This window comes from Streptomyces sp. NPDC044002, from assembly GCF_056434525.1.
Genome location: NZ_JBWKEZ010000019.1, coordinates 26,410 through 46,754, shown reverse-complemented (window position 1 = coordinate 46,754; position 20,345 = coordinate 26,410). Strand labels below are relative to the sequence as shown.

Below are 20,345 nucleotides of genomic sequence, written 5' to 3'. Positions count from 1 at the left end.
GCGCACGTCAGGCGCGCGCCGGGGGCCTCGGGGCGGCTCAGACGGCCTCGGCGGCCTCGGGCAGCCGGGAGGCGAGGAGGTCGGTCAGCCGGACCACCTCGGCCACGTCCCCGTATTCACGGGCGGCGGTGTCGACGGTCTTGCGGAGCCGGGTGTTCACCCGTTCGGACCGTACTTTTCTCGCCACGTCGAGGGCCTGGTCCACGAGGACGGTGGCCTGTTCCGGCTCGCGCTGGAGCAGGTGGACGGTGGCCATGCCGATGAGGTTCAGGGCGTACGAGCGCTGGTGCTCCCCGTCCTTGGCGAAGAGTTCCACGGCCCGTTCCATGACCGGTTCGGCGAGGGAGGCGTAGGTGGGGCTGCGGCCCGCGACGTAGGCGAGGTCGCGGTAGGAGTGCGAGTTCTCGCCGTTGAGCTCGGCCTCGGAGAAGAAGCGGATCCAGTCGGGTTCGGGCTCGGAGTCGAAGCCGACGTCGGAGAAGGTGTCCTCGGCCATCCGCACGGCCCGCTTGCAGCGGCTGGGCTGGCCCATGTTGGCGTAGGCCCGGGCCTCCATTGCGTACAGCATGGCCTGGGTGCGCGGTCCGGCGCAGTCGCGGCTGCCGTACTGGGCGAGGTGGATCAGTTCCAGGGCGTCCTCGGGGCGGCCCAAGTGGATCATCTGGCGGCTCATGCCGGACAGGATGTAGGAGCCCAGCGGCTTGTCGCCGGCTTCCTTCGCGGCGTGCAGTGCGAGGACGAAGTACTTCTGCGCGGTGGGGTGCAGGCCGATGTCGTAGCTCATCCAGCCGGCGAGTTCGGCGAGTTCGGCGGCGACCTTGAACAGCCGCTTCATGACCGGGGCCGGGTGGCTCTCCTGGAGCAGGTCGGTGACCTCGTGGAGCTGTCCGACGACGGCCTTGCGCCGCAGTCCGCCGCCGCACTGGGCGTCCCACTGGCGGAACATCACGGTGGTGGCTTCGAGGAGGTCGAGTTCCGGCTCGGACAGCCGGGGCGGCCGGTGTCCGCCGAGCGCGCCCGACGGGCCGGCGTCGGGGCGCGGTCCGAGGTCGGCGGCCGGGGAGGGGACGAGCCAGCGCTGCATGGGCTCGATGAGGGCGGGGCCGGCGGAGAGGGCGAGGGAGGTCCCGAGGAAGCCGCGGCGGGCGAGCATCAGGTCGCTGCGGGAGAACTCGCTGAGCAGTTCCACGGTCTGCGGGCCGGCCCAGGGCAGGTCGACGCCGGAGACGGAGGGGGTCTGGTGGGCGGTGCGCAGGCCGAGCTGTTCGATGGCGACGACGGAGCCGAAGCGTTCGGAGAAGAGCTCCGAGAGGATGCGCGGGACGGGTTCGCGGGGCTGTTCGCCGTCGAGCCAGCGGCGCACGCGGGAGGTGTCGGTGCTGATGTGGTGGGCGCCCATCTGACGCGCGCGGCGGTTGACCTGGCGGGCGAGTTCGCCCTTGGACCAGCCGCTGCGGACGAACCACGAGGTCAGCTGTTCGTTCCGGACAGCGGATTCGCCGCTCGTTCCGCTTGCGCCGTTGCCGCTCACTGGAACGCCCCCATCCGCATCGCCTCTTCACACGAACCCTGGCCGGGGCGGCCGACTCCGCCAGGGACCTTCACAAGTCCTCCACCGATTGCCTCCGGCATACCCACGGTTGGGGTCCGCCGTCCAGGTTCGTGCACCGAAAGTAATCCTACGATCACCCCGTCGGCGAGGTCGATTCCAGAAACGCCACCATTCGCCACCCCTTCGAATGAACTCGCCACCGGCCAGGCGCGATTCACTTGACACCAAGGCGAAACGACAGTGGTTGGACGGGAGTGCGCTCGGGGCGCGCGCGGCGAGGAGTGCGCCGGGCGGCTCCGGTGGACGTCGCGCTCCGCCCGGCCTCCGACAGGTCTCGCCGACGTCGTAACCACCGGCGCGTCCGACCCGTTGGAGGGGGCATGGGCATGGGCTTCACGATCGGCGGCAGCCGCAGCACCAAGGAGTTCCGTTCCGGCGTCCGGCGCCGCGGACGGACCTCGGAGTGCACGACGGTGGCGGAGTACACCGGGCTCTGGGGCTGGGACGCGGTCCCCGGTGCCCGCGCCGCGGGTCCGGGCCGCGACTGCTCCTGCGGTCATACGAACTGCGGCGCGCCGGGGGCGCACCCGCTGGACTTCGCTCCGACCGTCCCGGGGGGCGCCACCCTGGACGAGGTCTCCGAGATCTGGGGCGAGTACCCGGGCGCGGCGGTGCTGCTCCCCGTGGGCCGCTCCTTCGACGTCATCGAGGTCTCCGCCGAGGCCGGGCGGCGCGCCCTGGTCCGGCTGGAGCGGATGGGCCTGCCGCTGGGGCCCGTGACGGCCACCCCGGACGGCCGGGCGCAGTTCTTCGTCGCCCCGGGCGCCGCCGCCGAGCTGCCCGAGCTGCTGTACCGGATGGGCTGGGACGACGCCGACCTGGACCTGCGCGCCCTGGGCCGCGGCGCCTTCCTGACCGCCCCGCCCTGCGACCACGCGGGCCTGGGCCCAGCCACCTGGCTGCGCGGGCCCGCGCTGGACAGTGCGGGCGGCCCCCCGCAGGCCCGGCTGCTGCTCGGCACCCTCGCCTACACCTGTCACCGCTTCCGCCGCTGACGGCCCCCGCCCACGGCAGTGCCCCCGGGTCCTGGACGGACACGGGGGCACTGGTCTGCGTAAGCCCTTCGGCGCGGCGTCGGTGATGCCGGTGCCTCAGTCGCCGATGAGGGCGTCCACGAACGCCTCCGGCTCGAAGGGGGCCAGGTCGTCCGGGCCCTCGCCGAGGCCGACGAGCTTGACCGGGACGCCCAGCTCGCGCTGGACGGCGACGACGATGCCGCCCTTGGCGGTGCCGTCGAGCTTGGTGAGCACGATGCCGGTGATGTCCACGACCTCGGCGAAGACGCGCGCCTGGGTCAGGCCGTTCTGGCCGGTGGTGGCGTCCAGGACCAGCAGGATCTCGTCCAGCGGGCCGTGCTTCTCCACGACGCGCTTGACCTTGCCGAGCTCGTCCATGAGGCCGGTCTTGGTGTGCAGCCGGCCGGCGGTGTCGATGAGCACCACGTCGGCGCCCTCGGCGATGCCCTCCTTGACCGCGTCGTAGGCGATGGAGGCCGGGTCGCCGCCCTCGGGGCCGCGGACGGTACGGGCGCCCACGCGCTCGCCCCAGGTCTGGAGCTGGTCGGCGGCGGCGGCGCGGAAGGTGTCGGCGGCGCCGAGCACCACGCTGCGGCCGTCGGCGACGAGCACCCGGGCGAGCTTGCCGGTGGTGGTGGTCTTGCCGGTGCCGTTGACGCCGACGACCATCACGACGCCCGGGGCGTCGGCGGCGCTCTCGGTCTTCACGGCGCGGTCGAAGTCGGTGCCGACCAGGGTCAGCAGCTCCTCCTTCAGCAGGGTGCGCAGCTCGGCGGGGGTGCGGGTGCCGAGCACCTTGACCCGCTCGCGGAGCCGCTCGACCAGTTCCTGCGTCGGCGCGACACCGACGTCGGCGATGAGGAGGGTCTCCTCGATCTCCTCCCAGGTGTCCTCGTCGAGGTGCTCGCGCGAGAGCAGCGTGAGCAGCCCCTTGCCGAGCGAGTTCTGCGAACGGGCGAGCCGCGCGCGCAGCCGGACCAGGCGGCCGGCGGTGGGCTCGGGCACCTCGATCTCGGGCGCGGCCGGGGCCTCGGGCTCGGCGACGGGCGCCTCGGCCTCGGGGGCCGCGGCCTCCGCCTCGGGGAGCACGACCTCCTCGATGGTCCGGCGCGGCTCTTCGACCGTCGGGGCGGAGTCCTCCCCCACCTGCGGTTCGGCGGGCGGAGCAGTGATGGTCGGCGTGCTCGGCGGCGCCGTGGGGGGCAGCTGCTTCTTCTTGCGGCTGCTGACCACGAGCCCGCTGATCGCGCCGACCGCGACCAGGGCGATGACTACGGCAAGGATGAGGATTTCCATAACGCGTCCAGTATCCGCCACCGGCGCCCCGGAGCCCGGACCTCGGCACCCGTACCGGGCCCTAAGCCCCTATTTATGCAATTCGGCGCAAATCTACGATGATGGACGACTTCCCGTCCTCGCACGCCCCACGGAGCAACCGCATGCCCGCCGAGACCGCCGAGCCCGCCACCGGCGCCATACCGGCCGAGACCGCAGCCGGAACCGCAGCAGCCCAGGCCACCGGAAAGAACGCCGCCGAGACCCGCGGACTGGAGCCCGTGCCGGACGCCGAGCGCACCGGCCGGGTCCGCGAGCTGGTGCCGACCTGGGTCGCCGCGAACATCAGCGTGCTGCTGCTCACGATGGGCGCGGGCCTGGTGATCTTCAACAAGCTCAACATCTGGCAGGTGCTGGTCGTCGCCCTCGCCGCGCCCGTCGTCTCGTACGGGATCGTCGGCCTGATCTCCATCGCCGGCAAGCGCGGCGGCGCGCCGGGCATGGCGCTCTCGCGTGCCGTGTTCGGCCAGCGCGGCAACCTCTTCCCCGGCGCCCTGATCTGGGTGGCGCGCTGGGGCTGGGAGACCATCAACGCGGTCAGCGGCGCCTATGCCGTGCTGACCGTCCTGGACCTGCTCTTCGGCGTGAAGAGCAACACCGCGCTCATCGTGGTCACCCTGCTCTTCTTCGTGGGCTGCACCTTCGTGGTCTCGGGGCTGGGCATCAACGCGCTGCGCGTCTGCTCGAAGTGGTCGACGTACCTCTTCGGCGGCTTCAGCGTGCTCGTCCTCGGCTACCTGCTCTTCACCACCGACTGGTCGGCCGTCTTCGGCAAGCCGGCCGGCTCCACGGCGATGATGGTCGCGGGCATCGGCACCATCGCGGCGGGCGGCATCAGCTGGGTGCCGTCCGGTCCGGACTTCACCCGCTACCTGCCGCGCACCGCGTCCGCCAGGGGGATGGTCGGCGCGACGATCGGCGGCGCGGGCGTGGTGGTCCTGCCGATGGTGCTGATGGGTGCGGTGATGGCCGTCGGCACGCCGGACCTGGCGAGCGCGCAGGACCCGGTGTCCTTCATCGGCGAGCTGCTGCCGACCTGGATCGCGGTGCCCTACCTGTTGATCGCGCTGATCGGGATGCTGCTGATCAACTCGATGTCGATGTACTCGGCCGGGTTCACCGCGCAGACCCTGGGCATCAAGGTGCCGCGCGCCTGGGCGGTCAGCGTCAACGCCGTCATCAGCCTGGTCTTCGGCTTCCTGCTGATGGTGGTGGCGACCAGTTTCTTCGGTTCGTTCATCTCCTTCCTGACCCTGCTGGCCGTGGCCTTCTCCGCGTGGATCGGCGTCTTCGGCGTGGACATGCTGCGCCGCCCCTCCTACGACGGCGCCGCGCTGCTGGACACCACGCCGGGCAGCGCCTACTGGTACCGGGGCGGTTTCGCCTGGCAGGCGATGACGGCCTGGGGTGCGGCCCTGGTGGCGGGGCTGCTGTTCACCAAGGTGGACTGGTTCAGCGGGCCGCTGGCCTCCACCTGGATCGGCGAGAACGGCCTCGGCTGGGTGACCGGCATCCTGGTCTCCGCCGCGCTGTACGCCGTACTGCCTCGGACCCCCGCCCCGGCGGCGCCGGAGTCCGGTGCGGAGCACGTCCCGGCAGGAACCCTGTCCAACTGACGCTACGTCAGCTAACGTCCCCCCCTCGCCCGACCGTCCGCATCCGGCGAAGGGGGACTTCCCATGCCCATCACCGTGGCCCGGTTCAACCTGATCGACCCCGACGGCACCCCCGCGACGCTGGCCGCCCGCTACCAGGCCGCGGTGGAGATGGCCCGGTACGCCGACGAGCACGGGATCGACACGATCCAGACCGAGGAGCACCACGGCACCGACAACAACTGGCTGCCCTCCCCCTTCGCGTTCGCCGGGGCCGTCCTCGGCGCCACCCGGCGGATCGCGGTCACCGTCTCGGCGATCATCGGCCCGCTGCACGACCCGCTGAAGGTGGCCGAGGACATCGCCGTACTGGACCTGATCGGCGGCGGGCGGCTGGTGACCGTGGCGGGCATCGGCTACCGGCCCGAGGAGTACGAGCAGCACGGGGTGGAGTGGGGGCGGCGCGGCCGGCTCCAGGACGAGCTGCTGGAGACCCTGCTGAAGGCCTGGACCGGCGAGCCCTTCGAGTTCCGCGGCCGCACCGTGAAGGTGACCCCGGTTCCGTTCACCCGGCCGCACCCGATGCTGCTGGTGGGCGGGAGTTCGAAGGCGGCGGCGCGGCGGGCGGCCCGGCTGGGGCTGCCGTTCTTCCCGAGCGCGCACCTGCCGGAGCTGGAGGCGTACTACGCGGAGCGGCTCGCGGAGTACGGCACCGAGGGCTTCTGCATGATGCCGGCGCGGGAGACCCCGCTGCTGCACGTGTCGGAGGACCCGGAGCGGGCGTGGGCGCTGTACGGGAAGCACTTCCTGCACGAGGCGGGGATGTACGCCTCCTGGCAGTCCAAGGACATCCGCTCGGCGGTGCGGTCCGGCGCCCGCACGGTCGGTGAGCTGCGGGCGGAGGGGGTCTACCGGATCCTCGACCCGCAGGAGGCGGTGGCGTACGCGCGCGGAGCGGGCGAGGCGGGCAACCTCGTACTGCACCCGCTGTGCGGCGGGATGCCGCTGGAGGAGGGGTGGCGCAGCCTGCGGCTCCTGTGCGAACGGGTACTGCCCCGGCTCAAGGACTGAGCCGGGGCAGTACCGCGGAGGAGAGGGGTGGTGGCGGGGGTTGGTTACCCCATCTCCTCCAACGCCTTGCCCTTGGTCTCCGGCACCCACTTGAGGATGAACGGGATCGAGAGCAGGGCGAAGACGGTGTAGATGACGTACGCGCCGGACAGGTTCCAGTCCGACAGGGTCGGGAAGGTGACGGTGATGACCCAGTTGGCGACCCACTGGGCCGCGGCGGCGACGCCGAGCGCGGCGGCGCGGATCCGGTTGGGGAACATCTCGCCGAGCAGCACCCACACCACCACGCCCCAGGAGAGGGCGAAGAAGAGGACGAAGGCGTGCGCGGCGATCAGCGCGACGGTGCCCTGGGTGTCGGGCATGGAGATGTCGTCGCCGGTGCCGGTCTTGTACGAGAACGCCCAGGCGCAGAGGCCGAGGGAGACGGCCATGCCCGCCGAGCCGATCAGCGCGAGCGGCTTGCGGCCGATCCGGTCCACGAAGATCATCGCGATCACCGTGCCGACGATGTTGATGATCGACGTGGTGAAGGAGTACAGGAACGAGCTGGTCGGGTCGATGCCGACGGACTGCCACAGCGAGGAGCTGTAGTAGAAGATCACGTTGATGCCGACGAGCTGCTGGAAGACCGAGAGGCCGATGCCGATCCAGACGATGGGCATCAGGCCGAAGCGGCCGCCGAGCAGGTCCTTGAAGGTGGACTTGTGCTCGGAGCGCATGGCCGCCTCGATCTCGGCGACGCGCCCGTCGAGGTCGACCTTGCTCCCCTCGACCTCGGCCAGCACCTTGCGGGCCTCCTCGGTACGCCCGGCGGAGATCAGGAAGCGGGGCGATTCGGGGATGACGAAGGACATCAGCCCGTAGAGCACGGCCGGGACCACCATCACGCCGAGCATCCACTGCCAGGCTTCGAGCCCGCCGACCTTCCCGCGCTGGTCGCCGTCGGCGAGGTTCAGGATGCCCCAGTTGACCAGCTGCGAGATGGCGATGCCGATGACGATGGCGGCCTGCTGGAAGGAGGCCAGCCGGCCCCGGTAGGCGGGCGGGGACACCTCGGCGATGTAGGCGGGACCGATGACGGAGGCCATGCCGATGCCGAAGCCGCCGATGACGCGCCACACGGCGAGGTCCCAGAGCGCGAACGGGAGGGCCGAGCCGATGGCGCTGGCCGTGAAGAGCACGGCGGCGATCTGCATGCAGCGGATGCGGCCGATCCGGTCGGCGATGCGGCCGGCGGTGGCGGCGCCGAGGGCGCAGCCGATCAGGGCGGCGGCGATCACCTGGGCGAGTGCGGCCGAACCGATGTCGAAGCGGTCGCGGATGGCGACGACGGCGCCGTTGATGACGGAACTGTCGTAGCCGAAGAGGAATCCGCCCATGGCCGCGGCCGCGGTGATGAAGATGACGTGCCCGAGGTGGTCGGGCTGGGACGCGCGTCCGCCGCCGGGCGCCGGTGCCTGCGCAGTGCTGCTGGTCAAGGTGTGCTCCGTGGGGGGTTCTGTCCGTTCTCCTAGTGGCGCACAGGTCAAGATCGGGCACCACTGGAAGGCGGGAGGCAGCACAGAGCCTATGTGTTCATTTCCTGAAGTCAATAGGTGATGTGAAGGTCGGATTAAGTTCAGCAGTAGGGCTTTGATTTCACTTCTTGAAGCTGTAGGCCTCAGCGGAGCCGCTGGCTGATGACCTTCGAGACCCCGTCGCCCTGCATCGAGACGCCGTAGAGGGCGTCCGCGACCTCCATCGTCCGCTTCTGGTGCGTGATGACGATCAGCTGCGAGCTCTCCTGGAGCTCCTCCATGATGCGGATCAGCCGCTGGAGGTTGGTGTCGTCCAGCGCCGCCTCGACCTCGTCCATCACGTAGAACGGGCTGGGCCGCGCCTTGAAGATGGAGACCAGCAGCGCCACGGCCGTCAGCGACCGCTCGCCGCCCGACAGCAGCGACAGCCGCTTGACCTTCTTGCCCGGCGGCCGGGCCTCGACGTCCACCCCGGTGGCCAGCATGTCGTCCGGGTCGGTGAGCACCAGACGGCCCTCGCCGCCTGGGAACAGCCGCGAGAACACCCCCTCGAACTCCCGGGCGGTGTCCCGGTAGGCCTCGGTGAAGACCTGCTCGACCCGCTGGTCGACCTCCTTCACCACTTGAAGGAGGTCGGCACGGGTCTTCCGCAGGTCGCCCAGCTGCTCGCTGAGGAACTGGTGGCGCTCCTCCAGCGCCGCGAACTCCTCCAGCGCCAGCGGGTTGACCTTGCCCAGCTGCTGGTAGGCCCGCTCGGCCGCCTTGAGCCGCTTCTCCTGGCGGGCCCGGTCGAAGGGGCCCGGCAGATTGCGGGGGTGCTCCGGGTCCTCCGGGAGCACCTCGCCCTCGGCCGGCGGGGACGGGGGCACCGGCTGGTCGGGCCCGTACTCCGCCACCAGGGCGGCGGGCTCCACGCCCAGCTCCTCCAGCGCCCGCGCCTCCAGCTGCTCGATCCGCAGCCGCTTCTCGGCGCCGAGCACCTCGCCCCGGTGCACGGAGTCGGTCAGCTTGTCGAGCTCGCCCTTGAGGTCGCGGCCCCGGCCGCGGGCCTCGCCGAGCTCCTGCTCGCGCAGCCCCTTGGCGTGCTCGGCGGCCGAACGCTCCAGCTCCGCCCGGCCGATCGACACCTCCAGGTGCGCCAGCAGCTGCCGGGCCCCGTCGGCTACGGCCCCGCCCACCTCGGCCTCGTACCGCCGACGCTGCCGGCGCCGCTCCGCGCGGGCCCGGGCCTCGCGCTCGGCACGGGCGCCCCGGTCGAGCGCGTCGGCCCGGCCGGCCAGGCCCTTGACCCGCTCCTCGTGCGTACGCAGCTGGAGGCGGGCCTCCATCTCGGTCTGCCGGGCGTTCGCCCCGTCGGCGGAAAGCCGGTCCCGGGCCGACGTGTCGGGCTCCTCCGCCAGCGGCATCTCCTCGGCGACCGCGAGCCGCTCCGCGCACTCCTCCACGTCGAGCCGCGCGCGTTCGAGGGCCTCCTGGGCGGTGGCCGCCGCCCGGGCGCTGCGCTCGGCCTCGCCCTGGGCGCCCTTCGCCTGCCCGGCGAGCCGGCCCAGCTGCTGGGCGGCCCCGGCGCGGGCCTTCTCCCCGGCCCGGCGCAGCTCCGCCAGTTCCTCGGCGCGGGCCGCCGCGCCCTCGCGCCGGTGCCGGGCCGCCTCTTCGGCCCCGGCCAGCTCCCGGCACTCGCCGTCCAGCCGCTCCAGTTCCGCCGCCGCCTCGTCGACGGCGGCCTGCACCTCGATCAGGCTGGGCGCGCCCGCGGAGCCGCCGTGCGCGAGGTGGGCGCCGAGCACGTCCCCGTCGGCGGTGACCGCGACCAGGTCCGGCCGCGCGGCGACGACCGCCTCGGCCTCCTCCAGGCTCCCGACCACGACGTGCTCCCGCAGCACCCACGCCACGGCCCGCCGCACCTCGTCGTCCCCGCGCACGAGCGAAGCGGCCTCCAGGTACGCAGCCTGAGCCACGGCTCCGTGGTTCACCGCCGCCACCTCCAGCCCCGCCGGCGTTTGAGGCGCGGCGTCCAGGGCGGAGCCCCGCACTTCCAGCCCCGCCGGCGTTTGAGGCGCGGCGTCCGGGGCGGAGCCCCGCACTTCCAGCCCCGCCGGCGTTTGAGGCGCGGGGGCTGGGGCGGAGCCCCAGTTGCGGGAAGGGGCGGGGTGGGGGAAGTCTCCCGGGCCCTGGGCCTGCCCGGGCAGTGCGGCCCCGCCCGGGGTCGTGGGGCCCTGCCCCGGGATCCCGGCGCCGGCGGGACCCGCGATCAGGAACGTGGCCCGCCCCGCATCGGCATCCCGCAGGTGCCGGATGGCGCCGGCCGCCGCCCCCGCCGAGGCCACGGCCACCGCATCCGCGGCAGCCCCCAGCGCGGCGGCCACGGCGACCTCGTACCCCGGCACCACCGACACCCGCTCCGCCGCCGGCCCCAGCACCCCCGCCAGCCGCTCCCGCACCGCGAGCAGCGCCCCGGTCCCGTCCTTGCGCCGCAGCCCCAGCGCGAGCGCCTCCCGCCGCGCCGACACCGCCGCGCGGGACCGTTCCGCCGAGCCCAGCGCCTCCCGGGCGGCGCCGAGCGCGGCCTCCGCCCCGGTCAGCTCGGCCTTCGCCGCCTCGTACTCCCCCTCCACCGAAGGGTCTTCGAGCCCGCCGACCTCCGCGGCCAGTTCCTCGTACTCCTCCCGGGCCGCCACCGCCCGGGCCTCCGCCTCGTCCCGGGCCGCCACCAGCCGCTCGATCTCCGCCTGCGCCGCGCCCGCCCGCGACCGGGCCGCCCCCAGCTGGCCGGTCAGCCGGGCCAGCTCCTCACGCCGGTCGGCGATGGCCCGCGCGGCGTCCCGCAGCCGGCGCTCCTCCTCCGCGAGGGCCCGCTCCAGCTCGGCCCGGTGCGCGGCCGTGTCCTCCAGGGCCCGCTCCGCGGCCTCCAGCGCCGCGGTCAGCTCCGCCTCCTGCTCCCGGATCCGCGCGGCCTCCCGCTCCAGGTCCTCGGGGTCGCGGCCGCGCCGCTCCTCCTCCACCGGTGCGGACGCGCTCCTGACCCGGGCCTCGGCCAGCGAGGCGGTGCCGCGCACCCGTTCGGCGAGCTGCGACAGCTCGTACCAGGTCTGCTGGGCCCGCTGCAGCCGCGGCGCGAGGCGGCGTACCGATTCCTCCAGCTCGGCCTCCCGGCGCAGCGCGTCGGCGAGGTCCCGTTCCGCGGACTCCTTGCGCTCCTTGAGCGCGGCCTCGTCCGCGATCTCCGCGTCCAGCGCGCCCCGCAGCGCCACCAGGTCGTCGGCGAGCAGCCGCAGCTTCGCGTCGCGCAGGTCGGCCTGGATCACGGCGGCCCGGCGGGCCACCGCCGCCTGCCGGCCCAGGGGCTTGAGCTGGCGCCGGAGTTCGTCGGCCAGGTCCTGCACCCGTGCGAGGTTGGCCTGCATCGCGTCGAGTTTGCGCAGGGCCTTCTCCTTGCGCTTGCGGTGCTTCAGTACGCCCGCGGCCTCCTCGATGAAGGCGCGGCGGCCCGTCGGGTCGGCGTGCAGAACGGAGTCGAGCTGCCCCTGGCCGACGATGACGTGCATCTCGCGGCCGATGCCGGAGTCGGAGAGCAGCTCCTGGATGTCGAGGAGCCGGCAGGTGTCACCGTTGATCTGGTATTCGCTGCTGCCGCCGCGGAACATGATCCGCGTGATGGTGACCTCGGCGTAGTCGATGGGCAGGGCGCCGTCGGAGTTGTCGATGGTGAGGGAGACCTCGGCCCGTCCCAGCGGCGGGCGTCCCGTGGTGCCCGCGAAGATGACGTCTTCCATCTTCCCGCCGCGCAGGGACTTGGCTCCCTGTTCCCCCATGACCCAGGAGAGGGCGTCCACCACGTTGGACTTGCCGGATCCGTTCGGGCCGACGACGCAGGTGATCCCCGGTTCGAAGCGCAGGGTGGTGGCGGAGGCGAAGGATTTGAAGCCACGCAGGGTCAGGGACTTGAGGTGCACGCCGCCGGACTCTACCTTTCACGTTCGGTTTCACCCATGAAGGTGCAGGGCACATCAGACGTTAAAGGAATCAGCCCCCCACCTGGCCCAACGCATGATGCGCGGCGGAAAGAAAGAAGGGACGCCGGGGCGTCCCTTGCAGATCATTCGGGGCTGGAGTCGAACGACGAGTGAGCGCGGATCAGGTGAGCGCAGGCTCCGCCTGGGGTACGTCGATCTCGATGCTGTCGAGCAGCGAGTCTCCGTGCTGAGCGGCGGCCGCGGTCAGAGCGTCGTTCTCGGACTGGATCCGTCCGAGCTCGGACTCGAGGTCCTGGACGCGCTGCTGAAGCCGTCGCATCTCGGCGAGGAGTCGCGGGTCGGAACCGCCGACGTAACCGAGAAGCGCCTTTGCCATGATGGATGGTCCTCCACACTGAGTGACCGACCGAAGCGGTGTGGGTCGTGAGGGAATCGCACCCGCGGATGTCCGGCAACGACAGTCAGTCACTGCGCTTACTGGTGCCACCACTGCCAAACAGCTCAGGTGCGCGGGGCTTCCAGCGTCTCACCAAAAAGTTTGACGGTCAACACGATCACGCCCCGTATCGGCGGGCGGCCCGGTCCGCGCAAGGGGCGGAGGGATCATCCTCGTCTCCGAGCCTTCCACGGATCCACCGCCCCGGCAACGCCTCGGCGGCGAATGCGCAGATCCGACCGGGTGCGGGCGTTCCGGGGGTCTGATCAGTCCATGATCAGTCGATTGGTCACCGGATCTCGAAGCCGTCGTAGCCACCGCGCGGTGTGCCCCAGATCTCTGTCACCCCGTCCACCCGTCCGGGCGTGTCGGCGGAGCGGAGCCAGTCGAGCAGCCGGTGGCAATTCTCACGTTGACCTTCCGCCACGACCTGTACCCGGCCGTCGTCGAGGTTGAGCGCGAAGCCGGCCATACCTCCGATCTCCAGGGCATTGGCCCTGGTGAACCAGCGGAAGCCCACTCCCTGTACACGGCCGCGCACCCAGGCGGTCATGCGCACGTCTTCATCCATGCAAGAACGCTAACCGGGCAAACGGTTCCGGGACTCATCGCCCCCCTTGTCCCATGGGCTACAGTCCCCCACCAATGACTCACCCTTTCGGGTGAGCAAACGTTGATCTTGCAAAGGGAAGGCACGGCACCCATGGGACGCCACCGACTCCACGCCGCACCTCGGCGCGGCGCCAAGCGCACCGCCGTGCGCACCGGGCTGCTCGGCGCGTCCGTGGCCGTGGCCCTCGGCACCGCGGCCGTGACGACCGGCTTCGTCCCGGTCGGCAGCTCCTTCCCGTACGTCGGCACGGGTGCCGGGGAGAAGACGGAGGCCCGGGCCGAGCCCTCCGCCACCGCCTCCCGCGAGCCGGTGGGGCAGCCGAACGGCCTGGCCAACCTGTCGGGCCGGGCTTCCGCCGGCGCCACGCAGGCGGGTACCCCGTCCGCCCCGGCCTCCCCGTCGGCGTCGCCCTCCCCGTCCGGGTCGCCCTCGGCAACCCCGTCGCCCTCGGCCTCCACGAAGGCCCCGGAGAAGGCGCCGGAGAAGGCCCCGGAGACGAGCGCCGCGCCGAAGCCCGCCGCCCCCAAGCCGCCCGCGGCCCCCAAGCCCGCCGCCCCGACGGCCGACGGCGGGCAGTCCGCCGAGGAGGCCGAGGTGCTCGCGCTCGTGAACCAGGAGCGCGCCCAGGCCGGGTGCGTAGCGGTCCGGGCGAACCCGCCGCTGGCGGCGCTGGCCGGCGCCTTCAGCAAGGACATGGCCGTGCGGGGCTTCTTCGACCACACCGACCCGGACGGGAACTCGCCCTGGCAGCGGGCCCAGAACGCGGGCATCTCCGGCATGGGCGGCGAGAACATCGCGCGCGGCCAGGGCGACGCGAAGTCCGTGATGCAGGCCTGGATGAACAGCCCCGGCCACAAGGCGAACATCCTCAACTGCGAATTCCGCACCCTGGGCGTCGGCGTCTGGTTCGGCTCCGGCGGCCCCTGGTGGACCCAGGACTTCGGCTTCTGACCGGTCCGGACCCGGTGCACGTAACGCGGACGGGCGGACCACCCGAGGGTGGTCCGCCCGTCCGCGTATGCGCGGGTGGCGCGAGTGGCGCAGGTGTCAGGCGCCGGCCGCCGCCAGGGCCGCACGGCCCGCGACGATCACGCGGGTGTGCTCGGCGACGCGCCGGCCCAGGTGCTCGGCGGTGGCGATGTCGGACTTGTGGACGGCGTCCGGGCCCTCGTCGTTGTTGGTCTGGGCGGCCGCACCGGTGGAGAAGCCGAGGCGGTTGAGGTCGGACTCGGCGCCGCCGCTGTGGTTCCAGCCCGGCTTCAGGCCCAGGCTGACCCAGCTCATGCCGTGCTGCGCGGCCAGGACCTGGAAGAACTGCAGGGTGTTCAGCTTGTCGCCGGCCTTGGAGCCCGAGTTGGTGAAGCCCGCCGCGACCTTGTCCTGCCAGACGTCGCCGAACCAGCGCTTCGAGGAGGCCTCGGCGAAGACGTGGAAGGCACCCGACGCGGTGCCCATGTAGGTCGGCGAGCCGAAGATGATCGCGTCCGACTCGTCCAGCAGCGCCCATTCGGCGTCGGTGATCTCGTCGACCTTGATCAGGTGCACCGTGGCGCCCGCGTCGGCGGCGCCGGCCCGTACGGCCTCGGCGACCACGGCGGTGTGCCCGTAGCCGGAGTGGTAGGCGACGGAGACCACGGGGGTGTGGGTGTTCGCGGACATGGGTTCTCCTCGAAAACGTCGGGCGGCGCAGTGCGACCGGGGCGCAGGACTGCGCTGCGACCAGAGAAGCACTAACTTTTGGAAAGCGCAAGCAGACAGTTAGCGCACTCCAGGAGTACGCTAGTTTCCATGGAGAACCCCGCCTGTCCCGAAGCCGTCACGGCCGACCTGCCGTTCGACGTCTTCGCGCGCGCCTGCCCCTCGCGCGAAACCCTGGAACACGTCACCGGCCGATGGGGCAGCCTCACCGTGGGCGCACTGATCGAGGGCCCCTGCCGGTTCAACGAGCTGCGCCGCCGGATCGACGGTGTGAGCGAGAAGATGCTCTCCCAGACGCTGCACGCCCTGGAGCGCGACGGGCTCGTGCTGCGCGAGGCGCAGCCGACCAACCCGCCCCGCGTCGACTACGAGCTGACCCCCCTGGGGCGCGAGGTCGCCGACCGCCTGCACGGCCTGATCCAGCTGCTGGAGCGCAGCATGGACGAGGTGCTCGCCTCCCGGGAGGCCTACGACGCGGCGCGCGGCGGCCGCTGACAGCGCGGGCAGAAGTAGCTGGACCGGTTCATCCAGGCCCGGCGGCGCATCGGGGTGCCGCAGCGGCGGCAGGGCTCGCCCTCGCGCCCGTAGGCGTCGAGCGACCGGTCGAAGTAGCCGGACTCGCCGTTCACGTTGACGTACAGGCTGTCGAAGCTGGTCCCTCCGACGGCGAGTGCGGCGTTCATGACCTCCCGCACGTGCGTGAGGAGTTCCACGCTCCGGGGGCGGGTGAGGGTCGCGGTGGGGCGCTCGTAGTGCAGCTTCGCGCGCCACAGGGCCTCGTCGGCGTAGATGTTGCCGACCCCGCTGATCAGCGACTGGTCCAGCAGCGCCCGCTTGACGGTGGTGCGCTTGGCGCGCAGCGCCAGGTGGTAGGCCCCTTCGTCGAAGAGGGGGTCCAGCGGGTCGCGGGCGATGTGCGCGATCACGTCCGGCAGCCCCTCGGCGCTGCCGGGGACGGTCTCGTGCAGCGAGAGCCCGCCGAAGGTGCGCTGGTCGACGAAGCGCAGCTCGGTGCCCGTGTCGTCGGCGAAGCGCAGCCGGATCCGCAGGTGCTTCTCGTCGGGGGCTTCGGCCGGCTGCACCAGCAGCTGCCCGCTCATCCCGAGGTGCCCGAGGACGGACAGGTCCCGGCCCTCCAACGGCAGCCACAGGTACTTGCCGCGCCGCCGCGGCACCCCGATGGTCTGCCCCGCCAGGCGCGCCGCGAAGTCGGGGCCGCCCGCCAGGTGCCGGCGTACGGCCCGGGGGTGGAGCACCTCCACCGCCTCGACGGTCCGCCCGGCCACCCACCGCTCCAGGCCCCGGCGCACCACTTCCACCTCGGGCAGCTCGGGCATGGTGTTCCTCCTGGAGGGAGCGCGGCGTCGAACAGGAAACCCCGCCGCACCGGGGTGCGACGGGGTCACTGTAGAAGAAGGCGGTCAGGCGTCCGGCGCCGGGTCGGCGGGCGTCGGCGCCCCGTCGCCCTGTGCCGGAGCGGCGGCGGCAGCGGCTTCCGCCGCCTTGCGCTCGTCCGCCGCGGTGCGGATGCCGCGCCAGGCGGACTCCGCGGCCTGCTGCTCCGCCTCCTTCTTGCTGCGGCCGGTACCGGTGCCGTACGAGACACCACCGACGCGGGCGGCAGCTGTGAAGGTCTTCTCGTGGTCCGGGCCCGTCTCGGTGACCAGGTACTCCGGTACGCCGAGACCCTCGGCCGCCGTGAGCTCCTGGAGACTGGTCTTCCAGTCCAGGCCGGCACCGAGGTTGGAGGACTTCTCGATGAGCGGGTCGAAGAGCCGGTGGACCAGCTCCGAGGCCGCGTCGAGGCCCTTGTCGAGATAGACCGCGCCGATCACCGCTTCCAGGGTGTCGGCGAGGATGGAAGCCTTGTCCCGGCCGCCCGTGCCCTCTTCGCCCCGGCCGAGCCGGATGAAGGAGCCGAGTTCGAGGCCGCGCCCGACCTCCGCCAGCGCACGAGAGTTGACCACCGCGGCCCGCAGTTTGGCCAGCTGGCCTTCCGGCAGGTCGGGGTGGGTGGTGTACAGCGTGTCCGTGACCACCAGGCCGAGCACGGAGTCCCCGAGGAACTCCAGGCGTTCGTTGGTGGGCAGGCCGCCGTTCTCGTACGCGTACGAACGGTGGGTCAGCGCACGCACCAGAAGGGCGGACTCGAGTTGATACCCGAGCCGCCCTTCCAGAAGCGTGTGGGACGAGGCCGCGTTGTTACTGTCTGCCTGCTTCTCAGCGTTGGACAGCTCAGACATTGCGCCTCTCACCAGCCGCTCAGACCTCGAGGACCTGGCGCTTGTTGTAGGTGCCGCAGCTCGGGCACGCGATGTGCTGGAGCTTCGGCTCCTGGCAACGCTCACACGAAACCAGGGTGGGGACCGCAGCCTTCCACTGCGACCGGCGGTGGCGCGTGTTGCTGCGCGACATCTTCCGCTTCGGAACAGCCACGGCTACTTCTCCTGCTTCTCGGCGGCGCTCTGAACTCCGTCAGACGCAGTGCCGCTCATGTTGTCCTTCTCATCGCCCTGATCGGTGACGAGTCCCTGCAATGCCGCCCAACGGATGTCGACGGCGTCGTGGTGGTGCTCCGGGTCGTCGTTCAGGCTGAGCCCGCAATCGGGGCACAGTCCGAGACAGTCCTCCCGGCACACCGGCTGCATGGGCAGTGCGAGCACCACCACATCGCGCAGCACGGGTTCGAGGTCGAACAAGCCGTCCTCGAGGAAGAGCATGTCCTCGTCGTCCTCGGCGTCGTCGGCCGGCTCCGCCTTGGGGCGGCCCCGGTCGTCGGCGTCAGGGTACGAGAACATCTCCTGGAAGTCCGCCTTGAGCTCGCGCTCGACGGTCTCCAGACACCTTACGCACTCCCCCGTCGCCGATGCACGGACGGTGCCTGTGACAAGCACCCCTTCCATGACCGACTCGAGGCGGAGGTTGAGCTTCAGCGGCGCGCCTTCCGGCACTCCGATGACGTCGACGAGACCGAAGTCCGCCGGCGCCGGGATCTCGCGGGACAGCCGCTGCATGGCACCAGGACGCCGGCCCAGCTCGTGCGTGTCGAACACGAGGGGGTTGCGGTGGTCGAGGCGGGTGTTCAGGGCCGTTCCTGCTTTCACAGATCGCTGAAGATCAAAAATTCCGCCGCTCACGGGCAGCATGGATCGCGACGCATACGCGCGACCGAAGAGCCAGGATACCCGGCGCTTCGCTCTGAGCCCAATCCGGGCTCAGCGCCCCTGGCCGTACCGGTTCAGCTGCTCCAGGTTGATCATGCTCGTGTCGAAGAAGCTGGTCTCGTCGAGCGCCGGCTGCTGGGGGTGCTGCGGCTGCTGGGGCTGCTGGGGCTGCTGGTAGAAGGCGTACGGGTCGGGCTGCTGCTGGTAGCCGCCATACGGGTCCGGCTGCTGCTGCGGGTAGCCCGCGTAGGGGTCCTGGTACGCATAGGCGTCCTGCTGGGGGTGCGGGGCCGGGTACGCCGCCGCGTAGCCGTCGTACACCGGCTCCGGCTGGGCGGGCAGCGGCACGGGACCCGGGTCCGCGAGGCCTGCCAGGAACTCCGCGTCGCTCGTCGGGCGGGCCCCCTGGGCCCCGGCGGCGTCCTGGGCGGCCATGTGGGCGCCGAGGTCGTCCGTCGGCACCCGGCCCAGGAGCTTCTGGCGGCCCCGGCCGACGGCCTCCAGGGTCTTGGAGAGCACCGCCTCGAAGGTGGCGAGCTTCTGGTCCACGTACGCGTCCGCCTGCTCGCGCCGGGTCTCCGGGTCGTGGCTGGGCTCGGGGGCACCGCTGTCGTCGCGGCCGTGCCCGTCCGTGCCGGGTCCGCGGCCGAGCAGCTTCTCCCGGCCCCGGTCCACCGAGCCGATGGTCTTGCTCAGCACGACCTCGAAGTTGGCGAGCTTGCTGTCGACGTAGTCGTCGGCCTCGGCCCGGATCTCGGCGGCCTCCCGGCGCGCCTCGGCCAGGATCCGGTCCGCCTCGCCCTGCGAGCGGCGGGCGATCTCGGTGCCGGAGATCAGCGATCCCCGCTCGGCGTGGGCGGACTCGATGATGCGCTGCGCCTCCCGGCGGGCCTCCTCGACCATCTGTTCGCGGCCGCCGATGAGCTCCCGGGCCTGGGCGAGCGAGCCGGGCAGGGCCTCCCGTACCTCTTCGAGCCGGGCGAGGAGTTCCGCGCGGTTGATCACGCAGGAGGCGGACATCGGCATGGTGCGGGCGCCGCCCACGGCCGCGACGATCTCGTCCAGCTTCTTCTGTACGTCCATGGGGGGCTCGCGCTCTCTCGGCCTAGGACTGACGAGAGACGACTGTAGGGCCCCCGGGCGGACGCGCGGGACGGGCCGGGCAAGGCCGGCCCGTCCGGCGCCGGGTCACTTCGCGCGCAGCCGTTCGACCAGTGCCGCGTGGACGTGCGCGGGGAGCAGGTGGGCGACGTCGCCGCCCCAGGTGGCGACCTCCTTGACCAGGGAGGACGACAGGAAGCTGTAGGTCGGGATGGTCGGGACGAACAGCGTTTCGACGCCCGACAGTCCCATGTTCATCTGGGCCATCTGGAGCTCGTAGTCGAAGTCGCTGACCGCGCGCAGGCCCTTGACGATGGCCGGGATGTCGCGCTGCTTGCAGAAGTCGACGAGCAGCCCGTGGAAGGACTCGACCTGGACGTTGCCGTAGTCGGCGGTCGCCTCGCGGATCATGTCGATCCGCTCCTCGATGGTGAACAGGCCCTGCTTGGACTTGTTGATCATCACGGCGACGTGCACGACGTCGTACAGCCTGGCGGCGCGTCCGATGACGTCGAGGTGTCCGTTGTGGATGGGGTCGAAGGATCCCGGACAGACGGCGCGGCGCAACTGAGCTCCCTCGTTCATGAGTCTTCGCTGGTGAAGGCGGCGCGACCGTACCAAAGGGTGCCTTCGCCGTACTTGCGCGAACGCAGCGGCTCGAACCCCTCCGGCCACGGGAACGGGCCGCTCCTCGTGCTGCGCTCCACCGTGACGAGCGCGTCGTCCGTGAGCCAGCCATTGGCGCGGAGTGTGAGGAGGATCTCGCCGAGACCGGCGTGCTCGACGGCGTACGGGGGGTCCAGGAAGACGATGTCGTACGGGTCCCCGGATGCGGCGCCCGCCACGATCTGCTCGGCCTTGCCGGCCCGGAATTCGGCGCCGGGCAGGCCCAGGGCCTTGATGTTGTCCCGGATGGCCTTGGCGGCCTTGGCGTCGGCCTCGACCAGCAGGGTGTGGGCGGCGCCCCGGGAGAGGGCCTCCAGGCCGACGGCGCCGGAGCCGCCGTAGAGGTCGAGGACGCGGGAGCCGTCGACGCCGTGCAGGGACTCCCAGGTGGAGAAGAGCCCTTCGCGCATCCGGTCGGAGGTCGGGCGGGTGCCGGTGCCGGGCGGCACGGCCAGCCGCCGGCCGCCGGCGGTGCCGGCGATCACGCGCGTCATCTGGGGTCCTTCGCTGGGGCGGTCGGGGGAGGCCATGGCCTCCGTTCTGGCCT

At 72.0% G+C, this 20,345-nt stretch carries 19 protein-coding genes; 5 read left to right on the top strand and 14 right to left on the bottom strand.

The window, feature by feature from the left end; translation table 11 throughout:
- Positions 1-37: 37 nt before the first annotated feature.
- Positions 38-1,531 carry a transcriptional repressor NsdA gene (gene nsdA / locus AC07A6_RS16800; protein WP_385768799.1) on the bottom strand — a complete coding sequence of 498 codons (1,494 nt, stop codon included), beginning with the start codon at positions 1,529-1,531 and terminating at the stop codon, positions 38-40.
- Positions 1,532-1,938: 407 nt separating this feature from the next.
- Between nsdA and AC07A6_RS16795 the strand changes: the two genes are divergently transcribed.
- Positions 1,939-2,607 carry a bifunctional DNA primase/polymerase gene (locus AC07A6_RS16795; protein WP_125817072.1) on the top strand — a complete coding sequence of 223 codons (669 nt, stop codon included), beginning with the start codon at positions 1,939-1,941 and terminating at the stop codon, positions 2,605-2,607.
- Positions 2,608-2,703: 96 nt separating this feature from the next.
- Here AC07A6_RS16795 and ftsY read toward each other — a convergent pair whose 3' ends face one another.
- A complete protein-coding gene (gene ftsY, locus AC07A6_RS16790) occupies positions 2,704-3,924 on the bottom strand; it encodes a signal recognition particle-docking protein FtsY (protein WP_362457592.1) in 1,221 nt (406 codons plus the stop codon).
- Between the two features lie 143 nt (positions 3,925-4,067).
- On the opposite strand from ftsY, the gene AC07A6_RS16785 reads away from it, so the two are divergent.
- Complete coding sequence (locus tag AC07A6_RS16785) at positions 4,068-5,579, top strand: cytosine permease (RefSeq protein ID WP_386274389.1); 1,512 nt, start codon at positions 4,068-4,070, stop codon at positions 5,577-5,579.
- A 63-nt stretch (positions 5,580-5,642) separates the two neighbouring features.
- Positions 5,643-6,629: an LLM class flavin-dependent oxidoreductase gene (locus AC07A6_RS16780; protein ID WP_478777582.1), complete on the top strand. Its 987-nt coding sequence runs from the start codon at positions 5,643-5,645 to the stop codon at positions 6,627-6,629.
- Between the two features lie 44 nt (positions 6,630-6,673).
- On the opposite strand, the gene AC07A6_RS16775 is transcribed toward AC07A6_RS16780, so the two are convergent.
- From AC07A6_RS16775 to AC07A6_RS16760, 4 genes are all read right to left on the bottom strand, one after another.
- Positions 6,674-8,107 (bottom strand): sugar porter family MFS transporter, encoded by a 1,434-nt coding sequence (locus AC07A6_RS16775; RefSeq protein WP_385768807.1) that lies wholly within the window; start codon positions 8,105-8,107, stop codon positions 6,674-6,676.
- Between the two features lie 182 nt (positions 8,108-8,289).
- Positions 8,290-12,099, bottom strand: coding sequence for an AAA family ATPase (locus tag AC07A6_RS16770; RefSeq protein ID WP_478777581.1), 3,810 nt, complete (start codon positions 12,097-12,099; stop codon positions 8,290-8,292).
- Between the two features lie 181 nt (positions 12,100-12,280).
- Positions 12,281-12,496: a hypothetical protein gene (locus AC07A6_RS16765; RefSeq protein ID WP_362457577.1), complete on the bottom strand. Its 216-nt coding sequence runs from the start codon at positions 12,494-12,496 to the stop codon at positions 12,281-12,283.
- Between the two features lie 349 nt (positions 12,497-12,845).
- Entirely contained in the window at positions 12,846-13,127 is a 282-nt protein-coding gene (locus AC07A6_RS16760; RefSeq protein WP_007266807.1) for an acylphosphatase, read from the bottom strand.
- 132 nt (positions 13,128-13,259) lie between these two features.
- Between AC07A6_RS16760 and AC07A6_RS16755 the strand changes: the two genes are divergently transcribed.
- On the top strand, positions 13,260-14,120 hold the full coding sequence (locus AC07A6_RS16755; protein ID WP_362457575.1) for a CAP domain-containing protein: 861 nt from the start codon (positions 13,260-13,262) through the stop codon (positions 14,118-14,120).
- A 96-nt stretch (positions 14,121-14,216) separates the two neighbouring features.
- Here the strand turns inward: AC07A6_RS16755 and AC07A6_RS16750 are convergent, their stop codons facing one another.
- The gene (locus AC07A6_RS16750; protein WP_362457572.1) at positions 14,217-14,828 is read right to left on the bottom strand and encodes a flavodoxin family protein; all 612 of its coding nucleotides are present in this window, start codon (positions 14,826-14,828) and stop codon (positions 14,217-14,219) included.
- 129 nt (positions 14,829-14,957) lie between these two features.
- Here AC07A6_RS16750 and AC07A6_RS16745 point away from each other — a divergent pair, with 129 nt between their 5' ends.
- Positions 14,958-15,362 carry a winged helix-turn-helix transcriptional regulator gene (locus AC07A6_RS16745; RefSeq protein ID WP_362457569.1) on the top strand — a complete coding sequence of 135 codons (405 nt, stop codon included), beginning with the start codon at positions 14,958-14,960 and terminating at the stop codon, positions 15,360-15,362.
- Here the strand turns inward: AC07A6_RS16745 and mutM are convergent.
- The 7 genes from mutM to rsmD all read right to left on the bottom strand — a co-directional run bounded on the left by mutM (position 15,335) and on the right by rsmD (position 20,292).
- Positions 15,335-16,204: a bifunctional DNA-formamidopyrimidine glycosylase/DNA-(apurinic or apyrimidinic site) lyase gene (gene mutM / locus AC07A6_RS16740; RefSeq protein WP_478777580.1), complete on the bottom strand. Its 870-nt coding sequence runs from the start codon at positions 16,202-16,204 to the stop codon at positions 15,335-15,337. The genes AC07A6_RS16745 and mutM overlap by 28 nt on opposite strands.
- An 84-nt stretch (positions 16,205-16,288) precedes the next feature.
- Entirely contained in the window at positions 16,289-17,110 is an 822-nt protein-coding gene (gene rnc / locus AC07A6_RS16735) for a ribonuclease III (protein WP_385767459.1), read from the bottom strand.
- Positions 17,111-17,129: 19 nt separating this feature from the next.
- A complete protein-coding gene (rpmF, locus tag AC07A6_RS16730) occupies positions 17,130-17,303 on the bottom strand; it encodes a 50S ribosomal protein L32 (RefSeq protein ID WP_003965982.1) in 174 nt (57 codons plus the stop codon).
- A gap of 2 nt (positions 17,304-17,305) precedes the next feature.
- The gene (locus tag AC07A6_RS16725; RefSeq protein ID WP_260618439.1) at positions 17,306-17,953 is read right to left on the bottom strand and encodes a YceD family protein; all 648 of its coding nucleotides are present in this window, start codon (positions 17,951-17,953) and stop codon (positions 17,306-17,308) included.
- Between the two features lie 129 nt (positions 17,954-18,082).
- The gene (locus tag AC07A6_RS16720; RefSeq protein ID WP_478777579.1) at positions 18,083-19,114 is read right to left on the bottom strand and encodes a cell division initiation protein; all 1,032 of its coding nucleotides are present in this window, start codon (positions 19,112-19,114) and stop codon (positions 18,083-18,085) included.
- Positions 19,115-19,219: 105 nt separating this feature from the next.
- On the bottom strand, positions 19,220-19,699 hold the full coding sequence (gene coaD, locus AC07A6_RS16715; RefSeq protein WP_478777613.1) for a pantetheine-phosphate adenylyltransferase: 480 nt from the start codon (positions 19,697-19,699) through the stop codon (positions 19,220-19,222).
- A 14-nt stretch (positions 19,700-19,713) separates the two neighbouring features.
- Positions 19,714-20,292, bottom strand: a complete 579-nt coding sequence (gene rsmD, locus AC07A6_RS16710; RefSeq protein WP_362457559.1) for a 16S rRNA (guanine(966)-N(2))-methyltransferase RsmD — start codon at positions 20,290-20,292, stop codon at positions 19,714-19,716.
- Between the last annotated feature and the right edge of the window lie 53 nt (positions 20,293-20,345).